Annotated in this window: 23 protein-coding genes and 1 tRNA gene; 13 read left to right on the forward strand and 11 right to left on the reverse strand. The window is 70.6% G+C overall.

Annotation, left to right across the window (positions count from 1 at the left end; genetic code table 11):
* The first annotated feature begins 6 nt into the window (after positions 1-6).
* Positions 7-1,371 (forward strand): alpha/beta hydrolase, encoded by a 1,365-nt coding sequence (locus ABWI04_RS07575; protein WP_353831874.1) that lies wholly within the window; start codon positions 7-9, stop codon positions 1,369-1,371.
* Here the strand turns inward: ABWI04_RS07575 and ABWI04_RS07580 are convergent.
* The gene (locus ABWI04_RS07580) at positions 1,358-2,050 is read right to left on the reverse strand and encodes a TetR/AcrR family transcriptional regulator (protein WP_345178958.1); all 693 of its coding nucleotides are present in this window, start codon (positions 2,048-2,050) and stop codon (positions 1,358-1,360) included. The two genes, ABWI04_RS07575 and ABWI04_RS07580, sit on opposite strands and share 14 nt — an antisense overlap.
* A 231-nt stretch (positions 2,051-2,281) precedes the next feature.
* Between ABWI04_RS07580 and ABWI04_RS07585 the strand changes: the two genes are divergently transcribed.
* Entirely contained in the window at positions 2,282-2,968 is a 687-nt protein-coding gene (locus ABWI04_RS07585; protein ID WP_067483689.1) for a Crp/Fnr family transcriptional regulator, read from the forward strand.
* A 26-nt stretch (positions 2,969-2,994) separates the two neighbouring features.
* Here the strand turns inward: ABWI04_RS07585 and ABWI04_RS07590 are convergent, their stop codons facing one another.
* The 4 genes from ABWI04_RS07590 to sp36 are packed head-to-tail and all read right to left on the reverse strand — an operon-like array spanning position 2,995 to position 5,497.
* Positions 2,995-3,918, reverse strand: a complete 924-nt coding sequence (locus ABWI04_RS07590) for an MBL fold metallo-hydrolase (protein ID WP_353831875.1) — start codon at positions 3,916-3,918, stop codon at positions 2,995-2,997.
* Between the two features lie 4 nt (positions 3,919-3,922).
* Positions 3,923-4,777 (reverse strand): NUDIX hydrolase, encoded by an 855-nt coding sequence (locus tag ABWI04_RS07595; RefSeq protein ID WP_353831909.1) that lies wholly within the window; start codon positions 4,775-4,777, stop codon positions 3,923-3,925.
* Positions 4,778-4,825: 48 nt separating this feature from the next.
* Entirely contained in the window at positions 4,826-5,287 is a 462-nt protein-coding gene (locus tag ABWI04_RS07600) for a RidA family protein (protein WP_345178953.1), read from the reverse strand.
* A gap of 54 nt (positions 5,288-5,341) precedes the next feature.
* Complete coding sequence (gene sp36 / locus ABWI04_RS07605) at positions 5,342-5,497, reverse strand: Sp36 family protein (RefSeq protein ID WP_345178951.1); 156 nt, start codon at positions 5,495-5,497, stop codon at positions 5,342-5,344.
* Positions 5,498-5,658: 161 nt separating this feature from the next.
* Here sp36 and ABWI04_RS07610 point away from each other — a divergent pair, with 161 nt between their 5' ends.
* Positions 5,659-6,858, forward strand: a complete 1,200-nt coding sequence (locus tag ABWI04_RS07610; protein WP_353831876.1) for an FAD-dependent monooxygenase — start codon at positions 5,659-5,661, stop codon at positions 6,856-6,858.
* On the opposite strand, the gene ABWI04_RS07615 is transcribed toward ABWI04_RS07610, so the two are convergent.
* Positions 6,809-7,273 (reverse strand): winged helix-turn-helix transcriptional regulator, encoded by a 465-nt coding sequence (locus ABWI04_RS07615; protein WP_353831877.1) that lies wholly within the window; start codon positions 7,271-7,273, stop codon positions 6,809-6,811. The two genes, ABWI04_RS07610 and ABWI04_RS07615, sit on opposite strands and share 50 nt — an antisense overlap.
* Before the next feature lie 128 nt (positions 7,274-7,401).
* On the opposite strand from ABWI04_RS07615, the gene ABWI04_RS07620 reads away from it, so the two are divergent.
* Positions 7,402-8,349 carry an NADP-dependent oxidoreductase gene (locus ABWI04_RS07620; protein ID WP_353831878.1) on the forward strand — a complete coding sequence of 316 codons (948 nt, stop codon included), beginning with the start codon at positions 7,402-7,404 and terminating at the stop codon, positions 8,347-8,349.
* 15 nt (positions 8,350-8,364) lie between these two features.
* Here the strand turns inward: ABWI04_RS07620 and ABWI04_RS07625 are convergent, their stop codons facing one another.
* Entirely contained in the window at positions 8,365-8,883 is a 519-nt protein-coding gene (locus ABWI04_RS07625) for a MarR family winged helix-turn-helix transcriptional regulator (protein WP_353831879.1), read from the reverse strand.
* 82 nt (positions 8,884-8,965) lie between these two features.
* On the opposite strand from ABWI04_RS07625, the gene ABWI04_RS07630 reads away from it, so the two are divergent.
* Positions 8,966-10,204 (forward strand): MFS transporter, encoded by a 1,239-nt coding sequence (locus ABWI04_RS07630; RefSeq protein WP_353831880.1) that lies wholly within the window; start codon positions 8,966-8,968, stop codon positions 10,202-10,204.
* A 10-nt stretch (positions 10,205-10,214) separates the two neighbouring features.
* On the opposite strand, the gene ABWI04_RS07635 is transcribed toward ABWI04_RS07630, so the two are convergent.
* A complete protein-coding gene (locus tag ABWI04_RS07635) occupies positions 10,215-11,261 on the reverse strand; it encodes a slipin family protein (RefSeq protein ID WP_353831881.1) in 1,047 nt (348 codons plus the stop codon).
* A 238-nt stretch (positions 11,262-11,499) separates the two neighbouring features.
* Between ABWI04_RS07635 and bagA the strand changes: the two genes are divergently transcribed.
* The gene (gene bagA, locus ABWI04_RS07640) at positions 11,500-12,495 is read left to right on the forward strand and encodes an ATPase BagA (RefSeq protein ID WP_345178936.1); all 996 of its coding nucleotides are present in this window, start codon (positions 11,500-11,502) and stop codon (positions 12,493-12,495) included.
* 76 nt (positions 12,496-12,571) lie between these two features.
* Entirely contained in the window at positions 12,572-13,729 is a 1,158-nt protein-coding gene (gene bagB / locus ABWI04_RS07645; RefSeq protein ID WP_345178934.1) for an ATPase BagB, read from the forward strand.
* A 350-nt stretch (positions 13,730-14,079) separates the two neighbouring features.
* On the opposite strand, the gene ABWI04_RS07650 is transcribed toward bagB, so the two are convergent.
* A complete protein-coding gene (locus ABWI04_RS07650; protein ID WP_185029424.1) occupies positions 14,080-14,391 on the reverse strand; it encodes a WhiB family transcriptional regulator in 312 nt (103 codons plus the stop codon).
* A 326-nt stretch (positions 14,392-14,717) separates the two neighbouring features.
* On the opposite strand from ABWI04_RS07650, the gene ABWI04_RS07655 reads away from it, so the two are divergent.
* The gene (locus ABWI04_RS07655; protein ID WP_353831882.1) at positions 14,718-17,015 is read left to right on the forward strand and encodes a penicillin-binding protein; all 2,298 of its coding nucleotides are present in this window, start codon (positions 14,718-14,720) and stop codon (positions 17,013-17,015) included.
* Positions 17,016-17,049: 34 nt separating this feature from the next.
* On the opposite strand, the gene ABWI04_RS07660 is transcribed toward ABWI04_RS07655, so the two are convergent.
* Positions 17,050-17,502 carry a GatB/YqeY domain-containing protein gene (locus ABWI04_RS07660; protein WP_345178927.1) on the reverse strand — a complete coding sequence of 151 codons (453 nt, stop codon included), beginning with the start codon at positions 17,500-17,502 and terminating at the stop codon, positions 17,050-17,052.
* Between the two features lie 94 nt (positions 17,503-17,596).
* Between ABWI04_RS07660 and ABWI04_RS07665 the strand changes: the two genes are divergently transcribed.
* From ABWI04_RS07665 to ABWI04_RS07675, 3 genes are all read left to right on the forward strand, one after another.
* On the forward strand, positions 17,597-18,496 hold the full coding sequence (locus ABWI04_RS07665; RefSeq protein WP_353831883.1) for a metallophosphoesterase: 900 nt from the start codon (positions 17,597-17,599) through the stop codon (positions 18,494-18,496).
* Complete coding sequence (locus ABWI04_RS07670; protein WP_353831884.1) at positions 18,493-19,119, forward strand: class I SAM-dependent methyltransferase; 627 nt, start codon at positions 18,493-18,495, stop codon at positions 19,117-19,119. The genes ABWI04_RS07665 and ABWI04_RS07670 overlap by 4 nt, the downstream gene beginning before the upstream one ends.
* A 37-nt stretch (positions 19,120-19,156) precedes the next feature.
* Positions 19,157-19,230: transfer RNA gene (locus ABWI04_RS07675), tRNA-Pro, on the forward strand.
* A gap of 837 nt (positions 19,231-20,067) precedes the next feature.
* Here ABWI04_RS07675 and ABWI04_RS07680 read toward each other — a convergent pair.
* Positions 20,068-20,730: a transposase family protein gene (locus ABWI04_RS07680; protein WP_353831885.1), complete on the reverse strand. Its 663-nt coding sequence runs from the start codon at positions 20,728-20,730 to the stop codon at positions 20,068-20,070.
* A 780-nt stretch (positions 20,731-21,510) separates the two neighbouring features.
* Here ABWI04_RS07680 and ABWI04_RS07690 point away from each other — a divergent pair.
* Together ABWI04_RS07690 and ABWI04_RS07695 are read left to right on the forward strand one after the other, a co-directional pair.
* Positions 21,511-22,782 carry a DNA cytosine methyltransferase gene (locus ABWI04_RS07690; RefSeq protein ID WP_353831886.1) on the forward strand — a complete coding sequence of 424 codons (1,272 nt, stop codon included), beginning with the start codon at positions 21,511-21,513 and terminating at the stop codon, positions 22,780-22,782.
* Positions 22,779-23,555, forward strand: coding sequence for a very short patch repair endonuclease (locus ABWI04_RS07695; protein ID WP_353831887.1), 777 nt, complete (start codon positions 22,779-22,781; stop codon positions 23,553-23,555). The genes ABWI04_RS07690 and ABWI04_RS07695 overlap by 4 nt, the downstream gene beginning before the upstream one ends.
* The last annotated feature ends 902 nt before the right edge of the window (positions 23,556-24,457 follow it).

Here is a 24,457-nt window from a genome sequence, read left to right on the forward strand (position 1 = left end):
TCCCCCTTGCGCATCCGAGTCCTCGCGATCACCTTGACCCTCGCCGCGGCCTCCACGGGACTCGCCGTCCCCGCCCGCGCCGCCGGACGGGCCGCCGGAGGAGCGGTCCGCTTCACCGACTCCGGCGGCATCCATGTCGTGGACGTGCGGCGCGTCGACGACCGCCAGTACGCGCTGCGCGTCAGCACGGCCGCGCTGGGACGGGCCGTGGACGTGCGCGTCCTGCTGCCGACCGGCTACGACCGGCGTCCCGGCGCCCGCTTCCCCGTCCTCTACCTGTTCCACGGGACGTCCGGACGCGCCTCCGACTGGATCGAGCGCGGCGACGCCGAGAGGACCACCGCCGGGCGGCCGCTGATCACCGTCATGCCGGACGGGGGCTTCGACGGCGACGGCGGCGGCTGGTACACCGACTGGGCCGACCCGCGCACCGCACTCGGGCCGTCCAGGTGGGAGACCTTCCACGTCACCCAGCTCATCCCCTGGATCGACCGGAACCTGCGCACCGTGCCCCGCCGGGAGGGCCGGGCCGTCGCCGGCCTGTCGCAGGGCGGATTCGGGGCGATGAGCTACGCCGCCCGCCACCCCGAGCTCTTCGTGTCCGCCGCCTCGTTCTCGGGCGCGCCCGACATCGCCTACGACCCGGTCGTCTCCGTCGGCGCGGCCGGAGTCGTCTCCTACGTCGCGGCCGTCGGCGACGGCGTGCACCCCGACGCGATCTTCGGCTCGCGGCTGGCCGACGCGATCAACTGGCGCGGCCACGACCCCGCGACCCTCGCGCCCAACCTGCGCGGGATGCGGCTCGCGCTCCACACCGCCGCCGGCGTCCCGGGTCCGCTCGACCCGCCCGTCCCCGACCCGGCCGCGATCGGCATCGAGGCCCTCACGCACGCCTCGACGGCCAGCTTCCACCGGCGGCTGGAGGCACTGGAGATCCCCAGCCACTACGACGACCGCCTGCTCGGCACCCACACCTTCCCGTACTGGGCCCGCGACCTGCGGCGGCACATCGGCCCGCTGACGCGGACGTTCGCCGCCCCGCCGCGCCCGCCCGCGAAGATCTCCTACCGGTCGATCGACGCGGCCCGGACGCAGTGGGGCTGGACGGTCTCGCTCAAGCGGCCGGAGGCCCGGCAGTTCAGCGCGCTGACGGACGCCTCCGCGGCGGGCTTCGCCCTTCGCGCCGCCGGGACCGCCACCGTCACGACCCCCGCGTCCTACCGTCCCGGCGCCCGCGTCGTCATCGACGTGGCGCGCGGGAGGACGCACAAGGTCATCAGGACCTCCGCCGGGCCCTCCGGGCGGCTCACGCTCACCCTCCCGCCCGCGCGCGGCGCCGCGACCACGCTGGTGCGGATCAGCCGTCCATGACGCCCGAGCGCAGCAGGAGCCGCACGTGCTCGATGACCGGGGCCCTGATGGCGCGCAGCGCCTCCAGGTCGCCCGCCGCCACGGCCGGGGTCACCATCGAACTCACCGCCGCCACGACGACCTCGCACGCGAACCGGCCGCTGTCGCCCGTCACACCCATGAGGTCGGCGAGGCTCGCCGCCAGGTCGCGCTGGACGCGCGTCCGCCGCCGGACGGCCTCCGGGCCCGCCGCGAACACCTCCACCAGGAACAGCCGCGCGTACGCGGGTTCGGCCGCGAGCGCCTCCAGGTAGGCGGTGAAGACGCGCTCGAACCGTTCGGCCGCGTCGGCCTCGCCGACCGCGTCGGCCTCGCCCTGCGCCGTCCCCTGTCCGGCCGCGTCGCCCTCGCTCTGCATCGCCTCCTGCAACTGGAGGAACAGCAGCAGGCCCGCCTGGTCGAAGGCGGCCATGAAGCAGTCGAGCTTGGACGAGAACAGCGCGTAGAAGCTCTGCCGGGAGACCCGGGCCCGCTTCAGGACGTCCTCCACCGACGTGCCGACGTACCCTTTCTCCGCCATCGCCTGCGCCATGGCGCCGCACAGCCGGTCCCGGTGCACCCGCTCGACCTCCGCGCGCGACAGCGCGTGGCGCCCCCTAGGGAGGCGGCGCGGTGTGGGCCCGGACTCGGACGTCTGCATCCGCTCAGGTTAAGGCACGGCTGCTTCCCTGCCCGGGCCATCCCGTAACGGGCGATGAGACCGGTGTGACGGCATTCACCCGGTGGTCCGTACACTGGGCGAACGGGACCGGGGCCGCCCCCCGGGACGGATCACCCCTGGTCCCGCGTTTCGGCGCGCCGTGACCCTGCCTTCACGTACGCGGTGGGACGTACGTCACACTAGGCAAGTAGGTGTTCGAGGAGGAATAGCGTGACCGATCGCGACGTGGACGTTCTGAGCAGAGCCCCGCTCTTCGAGGCTCTCGACGAGCAGGGTGCCAAGGCGCTGCGCGCCAACGTGACCGAGGTGCGTCTCGCCCGCGGACAGACGCTGTTCAACGAGGGCGAGACCGGGGACCGGCTCTACGTCGTCCTCGAAGGAAAGATCAAGCTCACCCGGACGGCGCCGGACGGGCGCGAGAACCTGCTGAGCGTGCTCGGCCCGAGCGAGATGTTCGGCGAGCTGTCGCTGTTCGACCCGCGCCCCCGCACCGCGAGCGCCATCGCGGTCACCGAGTGCCGCCTCGCCGGGCTCGGCCACGACGACCTGCGGCCCTGGCTCACCGGCCACCCCGAGGTCGCCGTGCAGCTGCTCCGCGCGCTCGCGCAGCGGCTCCGCAAGACCAACGACGTGATGGCCGACCTGGTCTTCACCGACGTGCCCGGGCGCGTCGCCAAGGCGCTGCTCGACCTCGCGGAGCGCTTCGGCCAGCCGTCGGAGGCGGGCCTGCACGTCCACCACGACCTCACCCAGGAGGAACTGGCGCAGCTCGTCGGCGCGTCCCGCGAGACGGTCAACAAGGCCCTCGCCGACTTCGCCCAGCGCAACTGGCTGCGCATCGAGGCCCGCGCCGTCGTGATCCTCGACATCGAGCGCCTCCGCAAGCGCTCGAAGTAGGCGAGACCCGAAGCGCGCGGGAGGGGTCAGACGGCCCCGCGCTCGGCGAGGTAGTCGAGCTGGGACTGGACCGACCACTCGGCCGCGGGCCACAGCGACCGGTCCACGTCGGCGTAGACGCGCTCGACGACCTCCCGCGCCGTGCGGGCGCCCGCCGCGACGGCGGCCTCGACCTGGGCGAGGCGCTCGCGGCGGTGGTCGATGTAGTGGTCGAGGACGGCGACGGGGTCGTCCAGCTTGGGCCCGTGACCGGGGAGGATCGTCGCGGCCCCCCGGTCGGCGGAGAACCGGCGGAGCCGGTCGAGCGACCCGAGGTAGTCGCCGAGCCTCCCCTCCAGCACGGTCGTCCCGTACCCGAGGACGGTGTCGCCGGTGAGGACGGCGCCGTCGGCCGGAAGCCAGAACGTCAGCGAGTCGTCGCTGTGCCCCGGCGTCTCCAGGATCCGCAGCTCCAGACCGCCCGTGGTGACGACGTCGCCCTCCGCGAGGCCCTCGTCGCCGAGCCGGTGCCGGGGATCCAGCGCCCGCACCCCGACCCCGCCTCCCGCCATCTTCGCGAACTTCCCGGCGCCCGCCGAGTGGTCGGGATGCCCGTGCGTGAGCAGGACGAGACCGACCCGCCGCCCCTGCGCCTCCACCGTCTCCAGGACGCGCCGCAGGTGCACGGCGTCCTTCGGCCCGGGGTCGACGACGACGGCCTCGGCGGCGCCGGGCTCCGCGATGATCCAGGTGTTGGTGCCGTCCAGGGTCATGGCGGACGGGTTCGGGGCGAGCACGCAGGTGGCTCGTTCGGTACCCATCCCGTCGATCTCCGTCATGTCCCCCATCCTGCCCGAGGCGCGATCGGGGTGGCGGGCCGGGTTCCAGCCGAGGCGCTCCAGCCTCCGGAGCGCGGACGTGCCCGCCAGCCGCCACAGGACGGCCTGGCTCCGCGGCACCCGGCGGGCCATCTCCTCAGCCCTGCGGGTAGTGCCGCGCGACGCCCTCGGGCAGGACGAGGTAGGCGTCGCCGTCGATGATCTCGGCGACCGGCTCCTGCACGACGATCTCGCGCCGCGCGGCGAGCACGTCGGCGACCGTGGCGAACCCGGCGAGCTCCGCCAGCGTCGCGACGGTCGGCGGCAGCATCGTCCACTCGCCGCGCGCCGCCCGCTCGGCCGCCTCCGCCGGGCTCACCCAGGCGACCTGGTCGGCCTCGGTGCTGACGTCCCTGGCCCGCTGCCCCGCCGGCATCGCGGCGACGAAGAACCGGGTGTCGTAGCGCCTGCGCTCGATCTTCGGGGTGATCCAGTGCGCCCACGGGCGCAGCAGGTCGGAGCGCAGCACGAGGCCGCGCCGGTCGAGGAACCCCCCGAACGACTGGGAGCGGTCCAGCAGCGCCTGCCGGTCGGCCTCCCAGTCGTCGCCGCGCGTGTCGTCCACGACCGTCTCCCCGGTCGGGCCGGCGAGCAGCACGAGCGTCTCCTCGAACGTCTCCCGGACCGCCGCGCAGACCAGCTCGCGGGCCAGCGTCTCGTCGGCGCCGAACGCCCGGCCCCACTCGGCGGGGGGCGGCCCGGACCACGCCAGCGCCGCCTCCCCGTCGCGCGGGTCGACCGAGCCGCCGGGGAACACGTAGGCGCCGGGCGCGAACGCCATCGACCGGACGCGGCGCAGCATGAACGCCTGGAGCCCGTGCTCGTCGTGGTCGCGCAGCACGACCACGGTCGCCGCGTCCTTGGCGGGCGCCGGCTCGGCCCGGCCTTCCAGGATGTCCTCGACCTGCCCCCGGAACGACTCGGGCAGCTTGAGTCCGTTGGTGATCCCCATGGCGAGCCATTCGGACATACCGAATGGCGTTCCGTCAAGCCCGGAGGCTCACGCCACCTCGGCGATCAGCTCCACCTCGACGGGCACGTCGCGCGGCAGGACGGCGACGCCGACGGCGCTGCGCGCGTGCCGGCCCGCGTCCCCGAACACCTCGGCCAGCAGGTCGCTCGCCCCGTTGATCACCTGCGGCTGGCCGTGGAAGTCCGGCGCGCTGGCGACGAACCCGACGACCTTCACGATCCGCACGATCCGCGACAGCTCGCCGACCTCCGCCTTCAGCGCCGCGATCGCGTTCAGCGCGCAGATCCGCGCCTGGCGGGTCGCCTCCTCCGCGCTGACCTCCGCGCCCACCTTCCCGGTGACGCCCAGCTCGCCCTTGACCAGGGGGATCTGGCCCGCGGTGTAGACGAGCGACCCCGTCCGCGCCGTCGGCACGTAGGACGCGACCGGCGGGACGACCTCCGGCAGTTCGATGCCGAGCTCGCGGATCCGCTCTTCAGGCGTGCTCATCGCCATTCCTCCTCGTTGAGGTCCTTACGACGGGGCTGTTCCGGCAGGGCGCCGCTACTCGATCTCGCGCTTGAAGTAGGCGACGAGGTTCTCGGGGTTCGGCCCCGGCATGACGGTGACGAGCTCCCACCCGTCCTGGCCCCAGTTGTCGAGGATCTGCTTGGTCGCGTGCACCAGCAGCGGAACGGTCGCGTACTCCCACTTCTTCATGGCCCTCACCCTAGCGATCGCCATACCCGGACCCCGCTCGAACCCGCCCCCCGCCCCGGTGCGCTGACGGACCGGCGGGGAGGCGGTCAGCCGGTGGTGCGGGGTCGGTCAGGGCGGGTCGCGAATCTCTTGCTCGACGGCAACGACGAACGGAGAGAACGATGAGCAAGAGCGTGCTGATCTCGGGTGCGAGCATCGCGGGCCCGTCCCTGGCCTACTGGCTGGCGCGGTACGGGTACGACGTCACCGTCGTGGAGCGGGCGGAGGCGATCCGGCCGGGCGGGCAGGCCGTCGACTTCCGCGGCGAGGTGCACCTGCGGGTGCTGGAGAAGATGGGCGTCCTGGACGAGATCCGGCGGAGGCAGACCCACGGCGGCGCGCTCGACCTGATCGACGCCGAAGGACGGACGCGGGTCGCCCTGCCCGACTCGTTCACCGGCGGGGACGTGGAGATCCACCGGGGCGACCTCGCCGAGCTCCTGTACGAGCTGACCCGGGACTCCGCCAGGTACGTCTTCGGCGACTCGATCGCGTCCATGACCGAGACGGCCGACGGCGTCCACGTCACCTTCGAGCGTGGGGCTCCGCGCACGTTCGACCTGGTCGTCGGCGCGGACGGGCTGCACTCGAACGTCCGGCGGCTCGCGTTCGGCGACGAGTCGCGGTTCGTCCGGGACTCGGGCTACCACGTCGCGATCTTCGAGGCGCCGAACCGCCTCGGCATCGGCACCGGCAAGCTCTACAGCGAAGTGGGGCGCGGGGTGTCGGTGTACCCGACCCGCGGCGGAACCGGCGCGAACGTCATGTGCGTCTTCGCCGACGACGAGCTGGAGCCGCACCGCCGCGACCAGGAGGCCCAGAAGCGGGCGCTGGCCGAGAGGTTCGCCGGCATGGGCTGGCACGCCGGCGCCCTGATGCGCGACATGTGGGAGGCCCCGTACTTCTACTGCGACTCGATCAGCATCGTCCGGATGGACGCCTGGACGAAGGGGCGGGTCGCCCTGCTCGGCGACGCCGGCTACGGCGCCACCTGCGGCGGGATGGGGACGGGCCTCGCGGTCGTGTGCGCCTACGTCCTCGCGGGCGAGCTGGCCGCCGCGGACGGCGACCACCGCGCCGCGTTCCCCGCCTACGAGGAGCGCATCAGGAAGTTCACGACGGCGTGCCAGCGGGTCGCGGGCGGGGTCGGGCCGTTCTTCGCACCGAAGAACGAGCGCGCGCTGCGCCGCCGCACGACGGTCTACCGGCTGCTGACCGCGGGCCCGTTCATCAAGCTCCTCGACAAGCTGACCACGCAGGCCGCCACGGCGATCAAGCTGAGGGAGTACCCGGAGCCGCGCCGGGCGCCTCACACCGTGTGATCGGGTCCCCGCCGCGCTCGGGAGTTCCGTCGTACCGCTCGCGCGACGCGTTGATCTCGTCGATGTGGCGGCCGGCCCACTCCTTGATGGAGGTGAGCAGCGGCACGATCCGTTCGCCCAGCAGGGTCAGGGTGTACTCGACCTGGACGGGCACGGACGGGGTCACGCTGCGCGCCACGAGTCCGTCTCGCTCAAGGGAGCGGAGCGTCTGCGTGAGCATCTTCGCGCTGACGCCCGGGAGCGCTCTGCTGACCTCGGCGTACCTGCGAGTGCCGCGCGCCAGCTCCGTGAGGACCAGCATGCTCCACTTGTTGCCGATGATCCCCATCAGCTGATGAGTGGGACATCCGTCCATGTAAGCCTCGAACGCCGCCTTCTCCTGCTCGCGACGCTCCGCCGCCGTCATCGTGGCCATGCCGCGGGCTCACCTCCGGGTACCGAACGCACTCCGAAGTAACTTCTTCCGGCCCGCGGCTGTTCCGGCGACAGTTGCCGGTGCGGGATCCCCCGCACACCCACCCACTTCGTACAGAAGGTTCTGCCATGCGCGCGATCATCGTGAGGACACCCGGCGGGCCCGACGCGCTGGAGCTCGCCGACGTTCCGGTTCCCGTCCCGGGGCCCGGTCAGGTGCGGATCCGGGTGGCGGCGGCAGCGGTCAACCCGGTCGACGCCGCGACCCGCTCCGGAGCGCTGGCCGACGCCGGGCTGATGCCGCCGTTCGGTTCGCGGCCCGCGGTCGGCATCGGCTGGGACGTCGCCGGCACCGTCGACGCGGTCGGGGAGGGCGTGACCCGCATCGCCGCCGGCGACGAGGTCATCGGCCTGAAGGACCGGCTCGACGTGCCGCTGGGCGCCTACGCGGACGCGATCGTCCTGGACGCGGACGCCGTCGCGCCCGCGCCGCGGTCGGTCCCGGCCGCCGAGGCGTCGACCCTCCCGCTGAACGGGCTGACCGCCCTGCAGGCCCTGGACCTCCTCGCTCTGCCGCCGGGCGCCACGCTGCTCGTCACGGGAGCCGCGGGCGCCGTCGGCGGCTACGCGGTGGAGCTGGCGGCCCACCGCGGCCTGCGCGTCGTCGCCACGGCCTCCGCGTCCGACGAGGCGCTGGTGCGCGGCTTCGGCGCGGAGATGTTCGTTCCGCGCGGCGCGCACCTGGGAGACGCCGTCCGCGCGCTCGTACCGGGCGGTGTGGACGGCGCCCTGGACGCCGCCCTCCTCTCGGTCGCGGCCCTCGACGCCGTCCGGAACGGCGGGACGTTCGCAGCGGTCAACGGCGGTCCGGCCACCCCGCTCCCGCTGCGCGGAACCACCGTCCACAACGTGTGGATACGCGCGGACGCCGCGCAGCTGGGCATGCTCGCCGCACTCACGGACAAGGGCGGCCTCACCCCCCGCGTCGCCGACACCCTCCCCCTCACCGAGGCCCCCAAGGCCCACAAACGCCTGGAAGCAGGCGCCCTACGTGGCCGCTTGGTCCTCACCCCGTAGGACCCTCCACTGGCTTTAGGCCGGAGGGCTCGTCGGGGGGTCGGCGGGGTTTTCGGCGCGGAGCATGACGCGGCGGAGGAGGTCGGAGAGGGTGCGGCGCTCGGCGGGGTCGAGGGCGGTGAGCAGGCGCGTCTCCTCGACGCCCAGGCCGTCCATCGCGTCGCGCCAGGCGGAGCGTCCGGCGGGGGTGAGCTCGACGACGACCCGGCGGCGGTCGGTCGCGGACGGGGACCGGCGGACGAAGCCGCGGCGCTCCAGCGCGTCCAGCCGGCCGGTGATCGAGTTCGGGGGCATGGCGAGGTCGGCGGCGAGGAGGGAGGGGGCCGCGGTGCCGTGCCGGCCGGCGAGCGCGTGCAGCGTGTCGAACTCGTGCCGCTGCAGGCCGGAGGCGGCGAGGAGCTCCTCCTTCATCCGCCGGATGTGCTTGACGAAGAAGATCATCCGAGTCACGGCGCCCTCGATGTCGGGATCGAGGGCGGGCACGATCGGCGCCCACCGCTCCACGTGCTCGTCGGTCCGGTCCCTGTCTCCCATGCGGGGATCGTAGTCGGTGGCTTGATTCGTTGGGGAATAATTCGTTGCCGATTAGTTCGTCAACGAACTACATTGTCCGGCCATGACCCACCCCCTGCGCGGCCGGGACTTCCGGCTGCTGTTCGCCGCCCGCGTCCTGTCCCTGACCGGGGACGCCGCCGTCCCCGCCGCGCTCGCCCTCGCCGTCCTGCGGGCCACGGGCTCCACGTCCGCGCTCGCCCTCGTGCTCGGCTGCGCGATGGTGCCGCGCCTGCTCCTGCTGCCCCTCGGCGGCGTGCTCGCCGACCGCCTCGACGCGCGGGGCGTCGCCCTCGCCACCGACCTCGCCGGCGCCGCGGCGCAGCTGTTCGCGGCCCTGGAACTCCTGAGCGGCGAGCCGCGCCTGTGGCACCTCGCCGCCGCCCAGGTGATCGGCGGCGCGGCCTCCGCCTTCCAGACGCCGACCATCTCGCCCCTGATCGCCGGCACCGTCGAGCCGTCCGGACTCCAGAAGGCCAACTCCCTGATGGGCGTCGCCAACGGCGCCACCCGCCTCGCCGGGCCCGCCCTCGCCGGCACGCTCGTGCTGACCGTCGGCCCCGGCTGGACGTTCCTGCTGGACTCGGCGTCGTTCGCCGCGAGCGCGGCGCTCCTCGCCCTGGCGCGCGTCCGGAACGTCCCCATCCCGCGACGATCGCTGCGAGCCGACCTGGCGGAGGGCTGGTCGGAGGTCCGCTCGCGCGACTGGTACTGGACGAGCCTGATCGCGCACGGCGTCTGGAACGGCACGTCCGCCGTCCTGCTCACCCTCGGCCCGGCCCTCGCCGTCGAACGGCTCGGCGGCGAGGGGGTGTGGATCGCGACCGTCCAGGCGGGCGCCGCCGGGCTCCTCGCCGGGGCGCTGCTGGCCGCCCGCTTCCGTCCGCGCCGGCCCGTCCTCGTCGCGAACGCGGGCCTGGCCGCGCTGGCGCTGCCCCTCGCCCTGTTCGCGGCCGCCGCGCCCGCGCCCCTGCTCGTCGCGGCGTACGGGCTGGCGCTCACCGGCCTCGGCGTCCTCAACCCCACCTGGGAGACCGTCGTGCAGATGAGCATCCCGCCGCACGCGCTGGCCCGGGTGACGTCCTATGACTGGCTGCTGTCGCTGGCCGCGGCGCCCCTCGGCTACGCGCTCGCCCCGTGGGCCGCCTCGGCGTGGGGCCCCTCCGTCCCGCTGTGGACGGCGGCCGCGCTGGTCGGCGCCGCCTGCCTGGGCACGGCCGCGGTGCCGGGCGTCCGGCGCCTGACCATGCCCGAGATCGCGCCGGAAGCCGTGACGCCCTCACCTTCGCCGCAGGCCCGGTGACAGCGGCGGGTCAGCGGGGCGGCTGCTGCTCCGGGGTCTCCCGCTCACCTCCGCCGATGCCGCGCCGCTGCTCCTCCTGCGGCGCGGCCACCTCGGACCGGCCGCGCTTCGGCTCGTCCAGCCCGATGACCGGCGGGACGTCCTCCGCCGACTCCAGCGTCGACGGCCGCTCGGCCGCCTTGGCCAGCTCCGCCTCGGCCCTCGCGAGCCGCTCGCCGAGGTCGAGCCTGCTCTCGCCACCGTCCGTGTCTCCGTCCCCGGAGCGTCCCGGGCCTCCGGCAGCGCGCTCGAAGAAGCGCAGGATCTCCACCGGCAGCGGCATGACCAGCGTGCTGTTCTTCTCGGCGGACACCTCCACGACCGTCTGCAGCAGGCGCAGCTGCAGAGCGGCCGGGTCCTGCGACATGATCTCCGCGGCGGCGGCGAGGCGCTTGGACGCCTGGAACTCGCCGTCCGCGGTGATGATGCGGGCGCGGCGTTCCCGCTCCGCCTCCGCCTGCCGGGCCATCGACCGCTTCATGCCCTCCGGCAGCGACACGTCCTTGATCTCGACGCGCTCGATCAGGATGCCCCACGGTCCCTCGGTGATCTCGTCGATGATCGCCCGCAGCCGCATGTTGATCTTCTCGCGCTCGCCGAGCAGCTCCTGCATGTCGGCCTGGCCGATCACCGACCGCAGCGACGTCTGCGCCACCTGCGAGATCGCGTACCCGTAGTTGTGCACGTTCACGATCGCCTTCACCGGGTCGATCACCCGGAAGTAGACGACCGCGTCGACGCGGACGCTCACGTTGTCCTGGGTGATCCCGTCCTGGCCGGGCACCCCCATCGTGATCGTCTGCCGGCTGACCTTCTGCATGCGCTCGGCGATCGGGACGATCACCGTCAGGCCCGGCGTGCGCACCGCGCCGGGCCGCATCTGCCCGTTCCGCTGGACCTGCCCGAACCGAAACACGATCCCGTGCTCGAACTGCTGCACGACGCGGACGGACGACGCCAAGACGATCAGGCCGCCGACAACGACGACGAGCAGGATGACCAGGGCTACCGCTATCATCACGGCACCTCTTTCCCATGAGGGCCCGGGCCCGGGGAGGCGCCCCCGGAGCTCCGGCGGGCGTCCGGACCCGTCAGGGTCCGGACGGAACCGTCCATCGCACGGCTCACGTTTTCAAGCTAACCGCGCGGGCAGGCCGAATGACAGCGTCGGGGCGGGGGGAACCGTGTCAGGGATCACTTGCATGAGGGCGACCGCCCTCTCAAGTGTTTGACGAGTGAACGATATGGTCGATCGGGTGAGCGCGAGAGACACCGACTGGGACGGCGTACGCCTCCATGTGGTCACCGGCAAGGGCGGCACGGGAAAGACGACCGTCGCCGCCGCCCTCGCCCTTGCCCTGGCCGCAGGCGGCCGCAAGGTGCTGCTCGTCGAGGTCGAGGGGCGCCAGGGCATCGCCCAGCTCTTCGACTGCCCGCCGCTGCCCTACGAGGAGCGCCGCGTCGCCGTCGCCCCGGACGGCGGGGACGTCCACGCGCTCGCCATCGACACCGAAGAGGCGCTCATCGAGTACCTCGAGATGTTCTACAACCTCAAGCGCGCCGGGAAGGCGATGACCAAGCTCGGCATCGTCGACTTCGTCACCACCATCGCCCCCGGCCTGCGCGACGTCATCCTCACCGGCAAGACGTCCGAGTCGGTGCGCCGCAAGAAGAAGGACGGCTCGTTCGTCTACGACGCCGTCGTGATGGACGCCCCGCCCACCGGCCGCATCACGAAGTTCCTGAACGTCAACGACGAGGTCTCCGGCCTCGCCAAGGTCGGCCCCGTCCGCAACCACGCCGACACCGTGATGAAGGTCGTCCGGAGCCCCGAGACCGCCGTGCACTTCGTCACGCTCCTGGAGGAGATGCCCGTCCAGGAGACGATGGACGGCATCCGCGACCTCACCGCGGTCGGGCTCCCCGTCGGCGGCGTGATCGTCAACATGGAGCACCAGCCCGTCCTCAGCGAGGACGACCTCGCCGTCGCCGCCGCCGGGTCCCTGGACACCGACGAGATCGTCCGCGGCGTGAAGGCCGCCGGCCTGGAGCACGACGCCGAGGCGATCGCCGCCGTCCTCGCCGGGGAGGCCGCCGACCACGCCCGCCGAACCGCCCTCCAGCGCCGCGAGAAGGAGCGCCTGGACTCGGTCGACCGGCCCCGCTACACCCTCCCCCTGCTCTCCGACGGCATGGACCTGGCCGGCCTCTACGACCTGGCCGCCGCCCTCCGCGACCAGGGCGCCGCATGACCGCGCCCGTCCGCGGCGTCTCCTGGGTGAGGCTGACCCCCCGCGCGGGCGGGGACCGACCGGCAGAGGTGAACCGATGAGCCAGACCAGCAGGACCCCACCGGTGCTCGACGTCGACGGGCTGCTCGACGACCCGCGCACGAAGATCATCGTGTGCTGCGGGTCGGGCGGGGTCGGCAAGACCACCACGGCCGCCGCGCTCGGCGTCCGCGCCGCCGAGCGGGGCCGGGACGTCGTGGTCCTCACCGTCGACCCGGCGCGCCGCCTCGCGCAGTCGATGGGCCTGTCCGAGCTCGACAACAACCCCCGCCGGATCGACATCGACGGCGACGGCGAGCTGCACGCCATGATGCTCGACATGAAGCGGACCTTCGACGAGATCGTCGAGGCGCACGCCGACCCCGACCGGGCCAAGCAGATCCTCGCCAACCCCTTCTACCAGTCGCTGTCGTCCAGCCTGTCGGGCACGCAGGAGTACATGGCGATGGAGAAGCTCGGGCAGCTGCACCGCTCCGGCGCCTGGGACCTGATCATCGTCGACACCCCGCCGTCCCGGAACGCGCTGGACTTCCTGGACGCCCCCGAGCGCATGGGCCGGTTCCTCGACGGCCGCTTCATGAAGCTCCTCGCCGCCCCGGCCAAGACCGGCGGCCGCTTCGGCGTCAAGGTGATCAGCGCCGGGTTCGGCGTGTTCACCGGCGTCATCAACAAGGTCCTCGGCGTCCAGCTGCTGCGCGACGTGCAGACGTTCGTCGCCGCCTTCGACACCATGTTCGGCGGCTTCCGGGAGCGCGCCGAGAAGACGTTCAAGCTCCTGCAGACCCCGGGCACCGCGTTCCTCGTCGTCGCCGCGCCCGAGCCCGACGCCCTGCGCGAGGCGTCCTACTTCGTCGAGCGCCTCGCCGAGGAGCGGATGCCGCTCGCCGGCCTCGTGGTCAACCGCGTCCACGAGTCCGCCGGCGACGTCCTGTCCGCGGCCCGCAGCCAGGCCGCCGCCGAGACGCTGGACGAGCGCGGCGAGCACGCGCTGACCGCCGCCCTGCTGCGCCTGCACACCGACCGCCTGCAGCTCGCGGCCCGCGAGGAGCGCCTCCGCGACCACTTCGCGTCCACGCACCCGACCGTGCCGGTCACGGCCGTCCCGGCGCAGGCGGAGGACGTCCACGACCTCGACGGCCTGCGCCAGGTGGGCGAGGACCTCGCCGGACCCGCCGCGTCTCCCAGCGCCGCCTGACGCCGGGGGACCCTGGCCCGTTCGCCGTATCCGAGGCTTTCACCGGCCTCGGAATCCGGCTCCTCGCGGTTCGATCCGGAACGGCGGCGGTTCGGCCTTCCCCCGCCCGGGCGGCGCCGCGCGCCGATCTCGGAGAAGCGCGCCCACCCGGATCGGCGCCACCGGAAACTGACACACGAGCCGAACCCGGACGATCGCCCTCTCCGCACTCTGATCAGCGAAAACAGCCTTTATGGGCATGCCGGTAGGCCCGTACCCACAATGGTGGTACGGGCCTACCGGCCACGCTTCATTTGGACCGTGTCGGTCCTTGGACCGCCGCCGCACGGGCCCCGGGGGCCCGGTCGAACTCAGCTCGCGACGAGTTCTTCCTCGTCGACCTCCGCCGACCGCTCGTACTCTTCCTTCGCGGTCTCCAGCAGCTCGCGCCACGAGCGCACATCCGGCCGCCGCCGCAGCAGCGCACGGCGCTCCCGCTCGGTCATCCCGCCCCACACACCGAACTCGATCCGGTTGTCGAGAGCGTCGGCGAGACACTCCGTGCGCACCGGGCAGCCGCGGCAGATGAGCTTGGCTCGGTTCTGCGCCGCACCCTGCACGAACAGAGCGTCCGGATCCGCGTTACGGCAGGCGGCGCGGGCGGTCCAATCCGTGATCCACATCTTGGCCCCACTCCCCTAGGGTCTGTGTCGATTTGCGCTCCTTGGCCGGACGGGCGCGGACGTCAGGCCGCCAAACGAAAGCCGTGGGGAAGAACTTACGGAAGCGAGGGAGGTTTCAACAGCCCCCGTTGGGCCCATTCTCGATATAGCCCACCGGGGCCATACCGCCGGAACGGACTAGTTACCTGTAGTTGACGCGCCAGACACTGCGCAGGTTGTCACGATGAGGGCATAACGGACGAAGATCCTGATCAGCCGGTCCGGAAAGCACGAACCCTGGGGGACCTGTCCCTAATGCACTGCTCGTCCCGCGTACCCTAGACCCCGTGCGCGTTGCGAAGAACGATCGGGCCCAGGCCGCGTCCACGCTGTTCAGGTTGCTAGGTGCCGGGGTGGTGGCGGGCCTCATCGTCGCGCTCATCGCGCTGCCCGCCGTCGGCAGCGCCGGGCTGACCGCCCGCGACGCCGCCAACAACTTCGAGGACATGGACAGCCAGCTCAAGACGACACCGCCGTCCGAGAAGACGGTGATGTACGACGGCAACGGCAAGCAGGTCGCCACGTTCTTCGACAAGTACCGCGAGTCCGTCCGGCTCGACCAGGTCGCCCCCATCATGCGGCAGGCGATGATCGACATCGAGGACTCGCGCTTCTACGAGCACGGCGCGCTCGACCTCAAGGGCACCATCCGCGCGATGGCCTCCAACGTCGAGTCCGAGCAGACGCAGGGCGGCTCCACGCTCACCCAGCAGTACGTCAAGAACCTCCTGGTCGACAGCGCCAAGTCCGAGGAGGAGTACCGCGAGGTCACGGCGCCCACGGTCGGGCGCAAGCTGCGCGAGCTCCGCTACGCGCTCGACATCGAGCAGCGCCTCACCAAGGACCAGATCCTTGAGGGCTACATGAACGTCGCCTACTTCAGCGCCGGCGCGTACGGCGTCCAGGCGGCGGCCAAGCGGTACTTCAGCATCCCCGCGTCCAAGCTGGAACTCGGCCAGGCCGCGCTGCTCGCCGGCATCACCCAGAACCCCACGGCCTACGACCCCATCCGCAACCCCAAGGACGCCCGCAAGCGGCGCGACGTCGTCCTCTACCGGATGGCGCAGCTCGGCCACATCAGCAAGGCACAGGCCGACACAGAGGCCGCCAAGCCCATCCAGCTGAACCGCACCGACCCGGTCGGCGGCTGCGAGACCAGCAAGGCGCCGTACTTCTGCGAGTACGTGAAGTACGACATGCTCAACATCCTGTCGGACGGCAAGTACTGGCAGCTCAAGCCGAAGCAGCAGCAGAACGTCGTCAACAAGCTGAACCGCGGCGGCTACACCATCCGCACCACCCTCGACATGGACGACCAGCGCGCCGTCGACAGGGCCCTGCGCGGGACCGTCGCCCCCGGCGGCAACCGCGTCGGCGCCGAGGCGATGGTCGAGCCCGGCACCGGCAAGATCCGGGCCATCGGGCTGAGCAAGCGGTACGGCCCCGGCAAGGGCCGCACGACCATCAACCTCCCGGCCGACTCCGCGCACGGCGGCGGCAGCGGCGTCTCGGCGGGCTCGACCTTCAAGGTCTTCACCCTCGCCGCCGCCATCGACCAGGGCATCCCGGTCAGCACGACCATCAACTCGCCGCAGACCACCACGGTCAGCGGGTTCCAGCCGTGCCGCTACACCGGGATGTTCGACGGCAAGAAGGTCAAGAACGCCATGGTCGGCGGCGGCCCCTGGACGCTGTCGAACGCGGGCGACAGCGAGAAGGGCAACTTCGACCTGAAGACCGGCACCTGGCACTCGGTCAACACCTTCTACGCCGTCCTGGAGAAGCGCGTCGGCGTCTGCAACGCCGTCAAGATGGCCGAGAAGTTCGGGATGAAGCAGGCCACCGGCGACCCCCTGATGCCGATCGCGTCGCAGGTCCTCGGCGTCAACGACATCGACATGGTGCACCTCGCCGCCGCCTACGCCGGCTTCGCCGCCCGCGGCAAGTACTGCGCCCCCCTCTCGGTGACCGAGGTCGTCGACCCGGAGGGCAAGAAGCTCAAGCTTCCCAAGCAGGACTGCCACCAGGCCCTCGACCAGGACGTCGCCGACAAGGTCAACTCGATCCTGCAGGGCGTCCTCACCAAGGGCACCGCCGCCGGACGCGGCATTGGACGTCCCGCCGCCGGCAAGACCGGAACCTGTGAAGAGTTCACCTGCGCCGTGTTCGCCGGGTTCACCCCGAACCTGGCCGCCGCCACCGCCTACTGGGACTTCCGCGGCCCCTGGCAGTACAAGGTCTACGGCGTCTACGGCGCGGACATCCCCGGCGGCATGTGGCAGCAGTCCATGCGCAACGCCCTCGCGGGCAAGCCCGCCCCCGGCTTCCAGACCCCGACCCGCGACTTCGGCGACACCACGAAGGTCCCGCAGGTGAAGGGCCTCACGGTCGCCGCCGCCACCGCCCGGCTCAAGGCCGCCGACCTGAAGGTGCAGGTCGCGTCCGGCTCCGTCGACTCCGACCAGCCGAAGGGCACGGTCGTGTCCACCTCGCCCGACGCGGGCAGCTCCGTCCCGCCCGGCACCACCGTCATCCTCTACGTGAGCGGCGGCAAGAAGCGCGGCGCCCCGCCCTCAGGCGACTGACGCGAAAGGGCCCGGCACCATGCCGGGCCCTTTCTCATTCAGCCAGCTGCCGCTTCACCTCCGCCGCGACGCGCCCGCCCTCCGCGCGCCCGGCCACCTTCGGGTTCACCGACTTCATGACCTGCCCCATCGCGCGGGGCCCCGACGCGCCCGTCTCGGCGATCGCGTCCGCCACCAGCGCGGTCAGCTCCTCGTCGGACAGCTGCGCGGGCAGGTACTCCTCCAGCACCCCGCCCTCGTCCCGCTCCGCCTGCGCCTGCTCCTCGCGCCCCGCGTCACCGAAGGCCGTCGCGGCCTCCCGCCGCTTCTTCGCCTCCCGCGTGAGCACCTTCACGACGTCGTCGTCGGAAAGCGTCCGCGACTGCTTGCCGGCGACCTCCTCGTTCTTCACCGCCGTGAGCGCCATGCGCAGCGTGCGCGTGCGCAGCTCGTCACGCGCCTTCATCGCCGACGACAGATCGGTCTCCAGCTTCTCCTTCAGGGTCATGCCCAACATCATGCCCGTCCGCGACCTTCCGCCTCATCAGGATTACCGAGCGGCGCCCATGTCTGAAAGCATGGAACCCTGAGAAGGGAGAGCCGTGCGAAAGATCCACGCCGTGCCGCTGGGAGTACTGGGCGCGGGCGCCGCGACCTTCGGGTACGCCTCGTTGATCGAGCGGAACTGGTTCCGCCTCCGCCGCTTCGACGTGCCCGTGCTGCCGCCCGGCCGCCCGCCGGTGAAGATCCTGCACATCTCCGACGCGCACCTCACGCCCGGCAGATCCCGCCTGATCCACTGGGTCCGCTCGCTGGACGCCCTGGAGCCCGACCTCGTCGTCAACACCGGAGACACCCTCTCCCACCGCGACGCGATCGGCCCCTTCCTGGACGCCCTCGGCCCCCTCCTCGACCGCCCCGGCGTCTTCGTCTACGGCTCCAACGACCTGTACTCCCCGGTCCTGAAGAACCCGCTCCGCTACATCTGGCGCACGAGCAAGTCCGACTACGGCCGCCGCCGCCGCGAGCCCGACCTCCCCTACCGCGAGCTCGGCTCCTCCCTCCAGGCCGCCGGCTGGCTCGACCTCAACAACCGCATCGGCCGCCTCAAGGTCGGCGAACTCGACATCGAGTTCGGCGGCATCGACGACTCCCACATCAACCGGGACCGCTACGACAAGATCGCCGGCCCCGTCGACCCCCAGGCCGACGTCCACCTCGGCATCATGCACTCCCCGGAACCCCGCAACCTCGACCGCTTCACCGCCGACGGCTACGACCTCCTGCTCGCCGGCCACACCCACGGCGGCCAGGTCTGCGTCCCCTTCTACGGCGCCCTCGCCACCAACTGCGGCATCGACCGCCCCCGCGTCAAGGGCCTCCACAAGCACCGCGGCTCCTGGCTCCACGTCTCCGCGGGCCTGGGCACGTCCCCGAAGGCCCCCATGCGCTTCTGCTGCCCGCCCGAGGCCTCCCTGCTCACCCTCGTCCCTCGACGGTGAACTGGAAGACCGCCCCGCTCCTAGCCACCCTGTACGACGTCGCCGTCCAGAACCGCGCCCTCTCCCACCTGGGAGCCCGCGCCCTGTGGAACTACGACATCGGCCACCTCCACGAACTCATCGCCGCCCAGGACCCGTCAGCCCTGACCCTCGACATCCCCTGCGGCGGCGGCTTGGCCGTGAACAACAACCCCCGCCACGTGGCAGCCGACCTCTCCACGACCATGCTCAAGAGGGCCCGCCGCAAGACGACGACCCTCGTCCAGGCAGACATCTACAACCTCCCCTTCCCCACCGACACCTTCGACGTCTGCCTCACCTACAACGGCCTCCACTGCCTGCAAGACCCACCCGCAGCCCTCCAGGAACTAACCCGAGTCCTACGCCCAGGCGGCACCCTCCAAGGCACGACCGTGGTCAAGGCCGCCGGCAGAGACCCCTTGATCAAGCTCCTCCAGTACCAAGGCGCCTTCGGCAACCCAGGCACCAGAGCCGACCTCCGAACCTGGCTGGAGACCGCCGCCCTGACGAACATCACCCTCACGCCCTCGGGCGCCGTGACCGCCTTCACAGCCCGAAAATCAGGGACGCACCACTCCCCAGCATCCGCTAAGGTGGACTAGGCGCCGGGAGGACGTACAACTCCCGGGCAGCCGCCACCGGGGTGTAGCGCAGCTTGGCAGCGCGCTTCGTTCGGGACGAAGAGGTCGTGGGTTCAAATCCCGCCACCCCGACACAAAGGTGCAGGTCAGAGGCCGGTTCTCCCCCCAGGAGACCGGCCTTTTGATTGTTTGACCCTCATTTGAGCCCACGTCTCAACACGAGGGTGCGCCATCGCGGGTCACACGACATCACCCGCTGACCGCATCTCAGCTTCCCCGGCGCCCATCTGAACTGTGAGCTGGTCCCACCCCGTTTCCGGTGATGGACAGGCCGACCCCGAGGGTGACTTGCTGCCCCTCCTCGATGCGCCAAAGCGGACGAGCCGCCAGACAGCGCACTTCGCGATCAAGCTGGCGATGGTCCGGGGATGGTTGGCGGCCTCGAACGTGGAGGCCGGTGTAGCCGATGACGCCGTGGACAATCGCCGACGAGCCCACAGGATTGCACTATAAGGGCAGCTCCTCATGGATCAGCGCCCGGTCCGCTCCATCGTCGCGGCGCCCGAGAGCCGGACCATCGTCAGGGACTTGAGCGGTCCTCCGTGCGGACATCGTGACCGCAGGCACCCTGCACAGGACGCCGGGCACGGATCGCCGCGAGGCGCCCCGGGTAATACTGAGCGCTGGCACATGTGCACTTCGACACCGAAACCAGTCTCTAGCGGTGCGCCAGTCCGTCAGGCCCTACTCTGCACGACAAAGACGATTCGGGTTCGGCCTATCACCCGCACCACGACCCCACCAGGGCTGGCTCGGACGAACTGGTTGGCATCGACGGAGCTCCTTAGACCCTCGGCTCCTGCCAAGGGAGAACTACCACGCCAGACACTAAGACGTCCCGCGCTGGCGTGATCATCTGACCCTCATTTGACCCCGGATTGCGAGTGGTGGCGTGACCCTGGAGATCATTCACTGGCGGTCGAAAGGGCCATCTACCTGGGATTTTACAAAGATCAAGCTTTGTCTGCGAGCCGCGCAATACGCCCTTCCGAGCTTGCGATGCTTCTTGCGCTTGCAGGGAGTCCCGACCGCGCCGCCCGCTTCGACGTACCCCTTGTCGGCGCGGCAGGCGATCGCCCGGTCCGTCACAGCGTCGATGATGCCGTGCTCACGAGCTGCGGCCAGCTCGTGGGTGGCCCCCGGCACGGCCAGCGACGCCCAGACCAGCTCGCCGTGCGGGTCGGTGAGGAACTGGACGTTGACGTCGTGGCGGCGATGTTTGCCCGAGCAATGGAGCCGGTCGTAGGCGCCCGACAGCTGGTCGGTGGCCACCAACGTGCCGTCCAGGATGACGTACGCCTTGCGCTGCGCGATCCGCAGGTCGGGAGCCAGGTCGGCGAGCAGTTCGATCATCTCGGTGACGTAGCGATGCGCGGTCGCGGCATCGACACCGAACGCCACCGCCAGGCCAGCGAAGGCCTCGTTGCCGCGCAGGTACACCAAAACCAGCGCGCCTGGCGACCTGGCGGCAACCGCCGCCACCGCGACCCGGTGCCGATGCCTGCGGATCAGATCAGCCACGAACCTGGGGGCCGAGCGAGACAGATCGAGGGCAGCGCGATAGAACGACATCGGAGCTCCTGCTGGTCAAGATCGTCGCAAATCTCGATCTACCAGGAGCTCTCTTGTTGTCGCTCACGCCGCGCGGGACGCAACCGGCCCGTGACCTGCGGATTCAGGTTGGAGTTTCCTCCCTGATCTGCCTCAGCAACCGGATAGGGTCATGCGGCAGTTCCGCGCTGGCGGTCCGTGGAGAGCATGGCTGCCAGGTACGTCGAGCGGCGCCGCCTATGGGCGGCTCATCCTGTGAGTCAAGACGGCGCCTTCCAACAACTGCTGGAAGCGGCCAACCGCGGATGCCCACCCGCAATCTGGCTCTGCATGGACTCCTCGTCTCAGCGCCCGGAACCGCCGCAAACTCTGGAGTGAACCGCCGAAGCTGAAGGGGGCTCTGCCTTAGGGGCGAAAGGGGCCAATAGCGACGCCAGCCAGAGGTCTGATGAACGCCGCCGGATCCGGCGGCGCAGGCGAACCCGATTACGGGAGGCGGGACTGGAACGCTCCAGAGATGGACTGTCCGGCGAGGTCCACCTGGCGGCCGACCGCCGCGGTCAACCGTTGTCGACCGTGCTCACCCCCGGCGGACGAGGAGAGCCGCCGTTCCACTACGATACTGGAGGAGATCAAGGCGGTGGGCAGGTCAAACTCCACCTACGCGGCGTCGAGATCTGGCTCCGCCGCCCCCCACCTTCGAACACGCACTGGCAGTTAGCGACCTTCTCAGACCGTGCTCATCCGAAAATATTATCGGATGAGCACACTTGTTCAGCAACTCCGCGGTACTCTTTCAACATGCTTGAGCAGCGACAAGAGGTAGACCAGGACCGAACCGGCGTCGAGCTGTTCGCTGGCGGTGGCGGGCTGGCCATGGCCGTCCACCGCGCGGGTTTCCGGCCGTTGCTGTTCAACGAGTTCGCCAAACGGGCGTGTGAGACCCTTCGCGAGAACGGAGCGGTCCCCGTGGAGGAGGGGCAGATCCCCCCCATTCCCGGGCCAGGGGAGCACTGCCCGATTCGAGAGGGCGACATTCGCAAGGTCGACTTCGAGTATCTGAAGGGGCGCGTGGACGTCCTGGCGGGAGGACCTCCGTGCCAGCCGTTCAGTCTGGGTGGTGTCGCCAAGGGCGATGAGGACGAGCGGAACATGTTCCCGGAGATGTTCCGCGCCATCCGGCAGATTGAGCCCAAGGCCGTCATCTGCGAGAACGTCCGCGGGCTTCTACGTCCATCGTTCAAGCCGTACTTCGACTACATTCTCCGCGAGCTCGCATTGCCGTTCGAGGAGCGTGACGAGAGCGTTACGTGGCAAGAGCATGACGCTGTCCTGCGGCGCTTCTTGGAGAAGGGAACCGCCTCGGCCGGCCGCCGCTATCGAGTGGCGGTGACCGCCGTCAACGCTGCGGACTACGGTGTCCCCCAGGTCAGAAACCGGATCATCATCGTCGCGTTCCGCGAGGATTTGGGCGTCGACATCGACAAGTTCAAGGAGTTGGTCGAGCCCCGGTACTCCGAACACGCTCTCTTCCGGTCAATGATCGAAGGCTCGTACTGGGAGCGCCACCCGAAGGTGCCGAAGAAGGTGCGCGATCGAGTGATGGCGAGGGTTCCCAAGGAGCTCCCCGTACCAGACGAGACGCTTCCTTGGCGCACTCTGCGCGACGCGATCGCCGGTATCGACGAGCAAAAGCCGCTCCCTCCGATCCCTCCGATGTATCTCGACCGCAAGGAACGCAACCTCGGAGGCTTCACCGACCATATTGGCTGGCCGAACGCCCGGATTTACCCTGGACACACGCCCAACGAGCTCGATCGTCCCGCCAAGACGGTCAAGGCCGGTGTCCACGGTGTGCCGGGGGGTGAGTCCGTAATGCTTCTCGACGACGGAACCCATCGCTACATGTCCGTGCGGGAGACCGCACGCGTCATGACCTTCCCCGACGATTGGAAGCTCGCGGGTCCTCGTGGAGAGAAGATGCGTCAACTCGGCAACGCCGTCCCGGTCGCCCTCGGCGAGGTCTTCGCCAGAGCCGTCGCCACGGTGCTTCATGAGGCGGAGAGAAAGTGACGGATCCAGCACGTGCCACCAAGGCTGGGCTTTGGAAGGACAAGCCGCCTCCTGACAAAGCGTGGAAATGTCGGCCTGGACAAGCCCGAGCCGCCAGTACCGCAGAGCAGGACCGTGCTGCTGGCGGACGTGAACGCCGTCTGGTCGACCTTGGGGACGGCCTGACCGCGTGCGCGTCAGTCGAGCTGAAACTCTTCGATAAGCGCAGACGGATCCGTAGCTACTTGAGATGGTCGGACAGGGGGAAGACCAAGAACAAGTACCTGGGCGAGGTCGACAAGGACACCCGCGCCGAGAACCTGGCGGAAGGGTGGAAGTTGGCGGTGGCTAAGGGTCTGGCGCGAGAAGCGCCGGAAACGAAGTCCTGGGCGAGTTCTTCAGCCGTTCGCTCCGTCATGAAGGCGAACCGCAGCCGCGACACCAAGCCGGAACTCGCTCTTCGATCGGCGGTACACGCTCTTGGACTCCGCTACCGCGTCGACCAACGCCCAATCCCTCGGCTTCGTCGTCGCGCTGACCTGGTGTTCGCCACGGCCAAGGTCGCGGTGTTCTCCGACGGCTGCTATTGGCACGGCTGCCCGGATCATCACCGCCCATCGAAGAAGAACAGCGAGTTCTGGAGCGATAAGATCCAAACCAACCAGGCCAGAGACCGCGAGACCGACCGGATTCTCGTTGATGCGGGCTGGATCGCGATCAGGGTTTGGGAACACGAGGCCCCGGGTCCAGCCGCCGAGCGGATAGCCGAGATAGTGCGTTCGAGAAGCGGGTAGCTCTCAGCTCCTGATTCGCCGCGGTCACTGCTGACAAGCGCTGCCTTCAGACAAGCGCTGCCTTCATCTTCCCCCCGGTGCCGGCATGGTCATGCGGGCCAGGCTCGGGGTAGACATAGTCCGCAGATATGACCACCGACGGCCAAGGTGAAGCTCATCCCACGGCGGATGCTTTCTCGTCTTTCGACGGCCCATCCCAGCGCGTTCAAAGTGACAGTAAGGGCGTGCATTCGCTGGTCGCGAGGGTGACGATGTCTGGTGTCGATGTACGGGCCCAGTACATAGCCAGGTACAGGTAGACACGCAGAGGTGATCGGTTTCTCGGGCGCTGCAAGCGGGTGATGATCTTGGACTCTGCCGCGAATGTTGATCATCACGGCGGGAGGCGGGGTCGGTGGTTCTGGAGACCGTAGCTGCGCCGGTTCCGGGCGTTACGGGAGTCGGGCGAGTCGATCTCGGAGATCGCCCGGGAGACGGGGCTGAACTGGCGCGCGGTGCCTGGAGGGCGGCGGCCCGGTGGCTCCTCCGGCGGCTCCGCGCTCGCGACGGCGGGGGACAGAGGATCGATCCGTTCGCGCCGGGATCGATGGCTGGTTGCGGGCGGAGGTGCTGTTGAAGGGCTCAGGACCTGGGCACGTTCTGGGAGTGCCGCCGGTGGGCGTTCGAGCACGTCGGCGGAGCCCGGCCTCGATCGTCTGTGACCGGACCAAGACCGTGGTACGGCGCCATGTCGCCCTGAGCAAGACGGTGCCGCTACATTCCGAGACGGTCGCGTTCGCCCGGACACCACGACTTCGACATCGAGGTGCTGGCCACCTACCGCCCCGGCAACGGCGGGGTGGAACGCCAGGTGCTGATCGTGCGCGACCGTGTGCTGGCAGGCCGCTCGTTCGCCTCGATCG

It is taken from the genome of Actinomadura sp. NPDC000929 (assembly GCF_040492065.1).
Classification (GTDB): domain Bacteria; phylum Actinomycetota; class Actinomycetes; order Streptosporangiales; family Streptosporangiaceae; genus Spirillospora; species Spirillospora verrucosospora.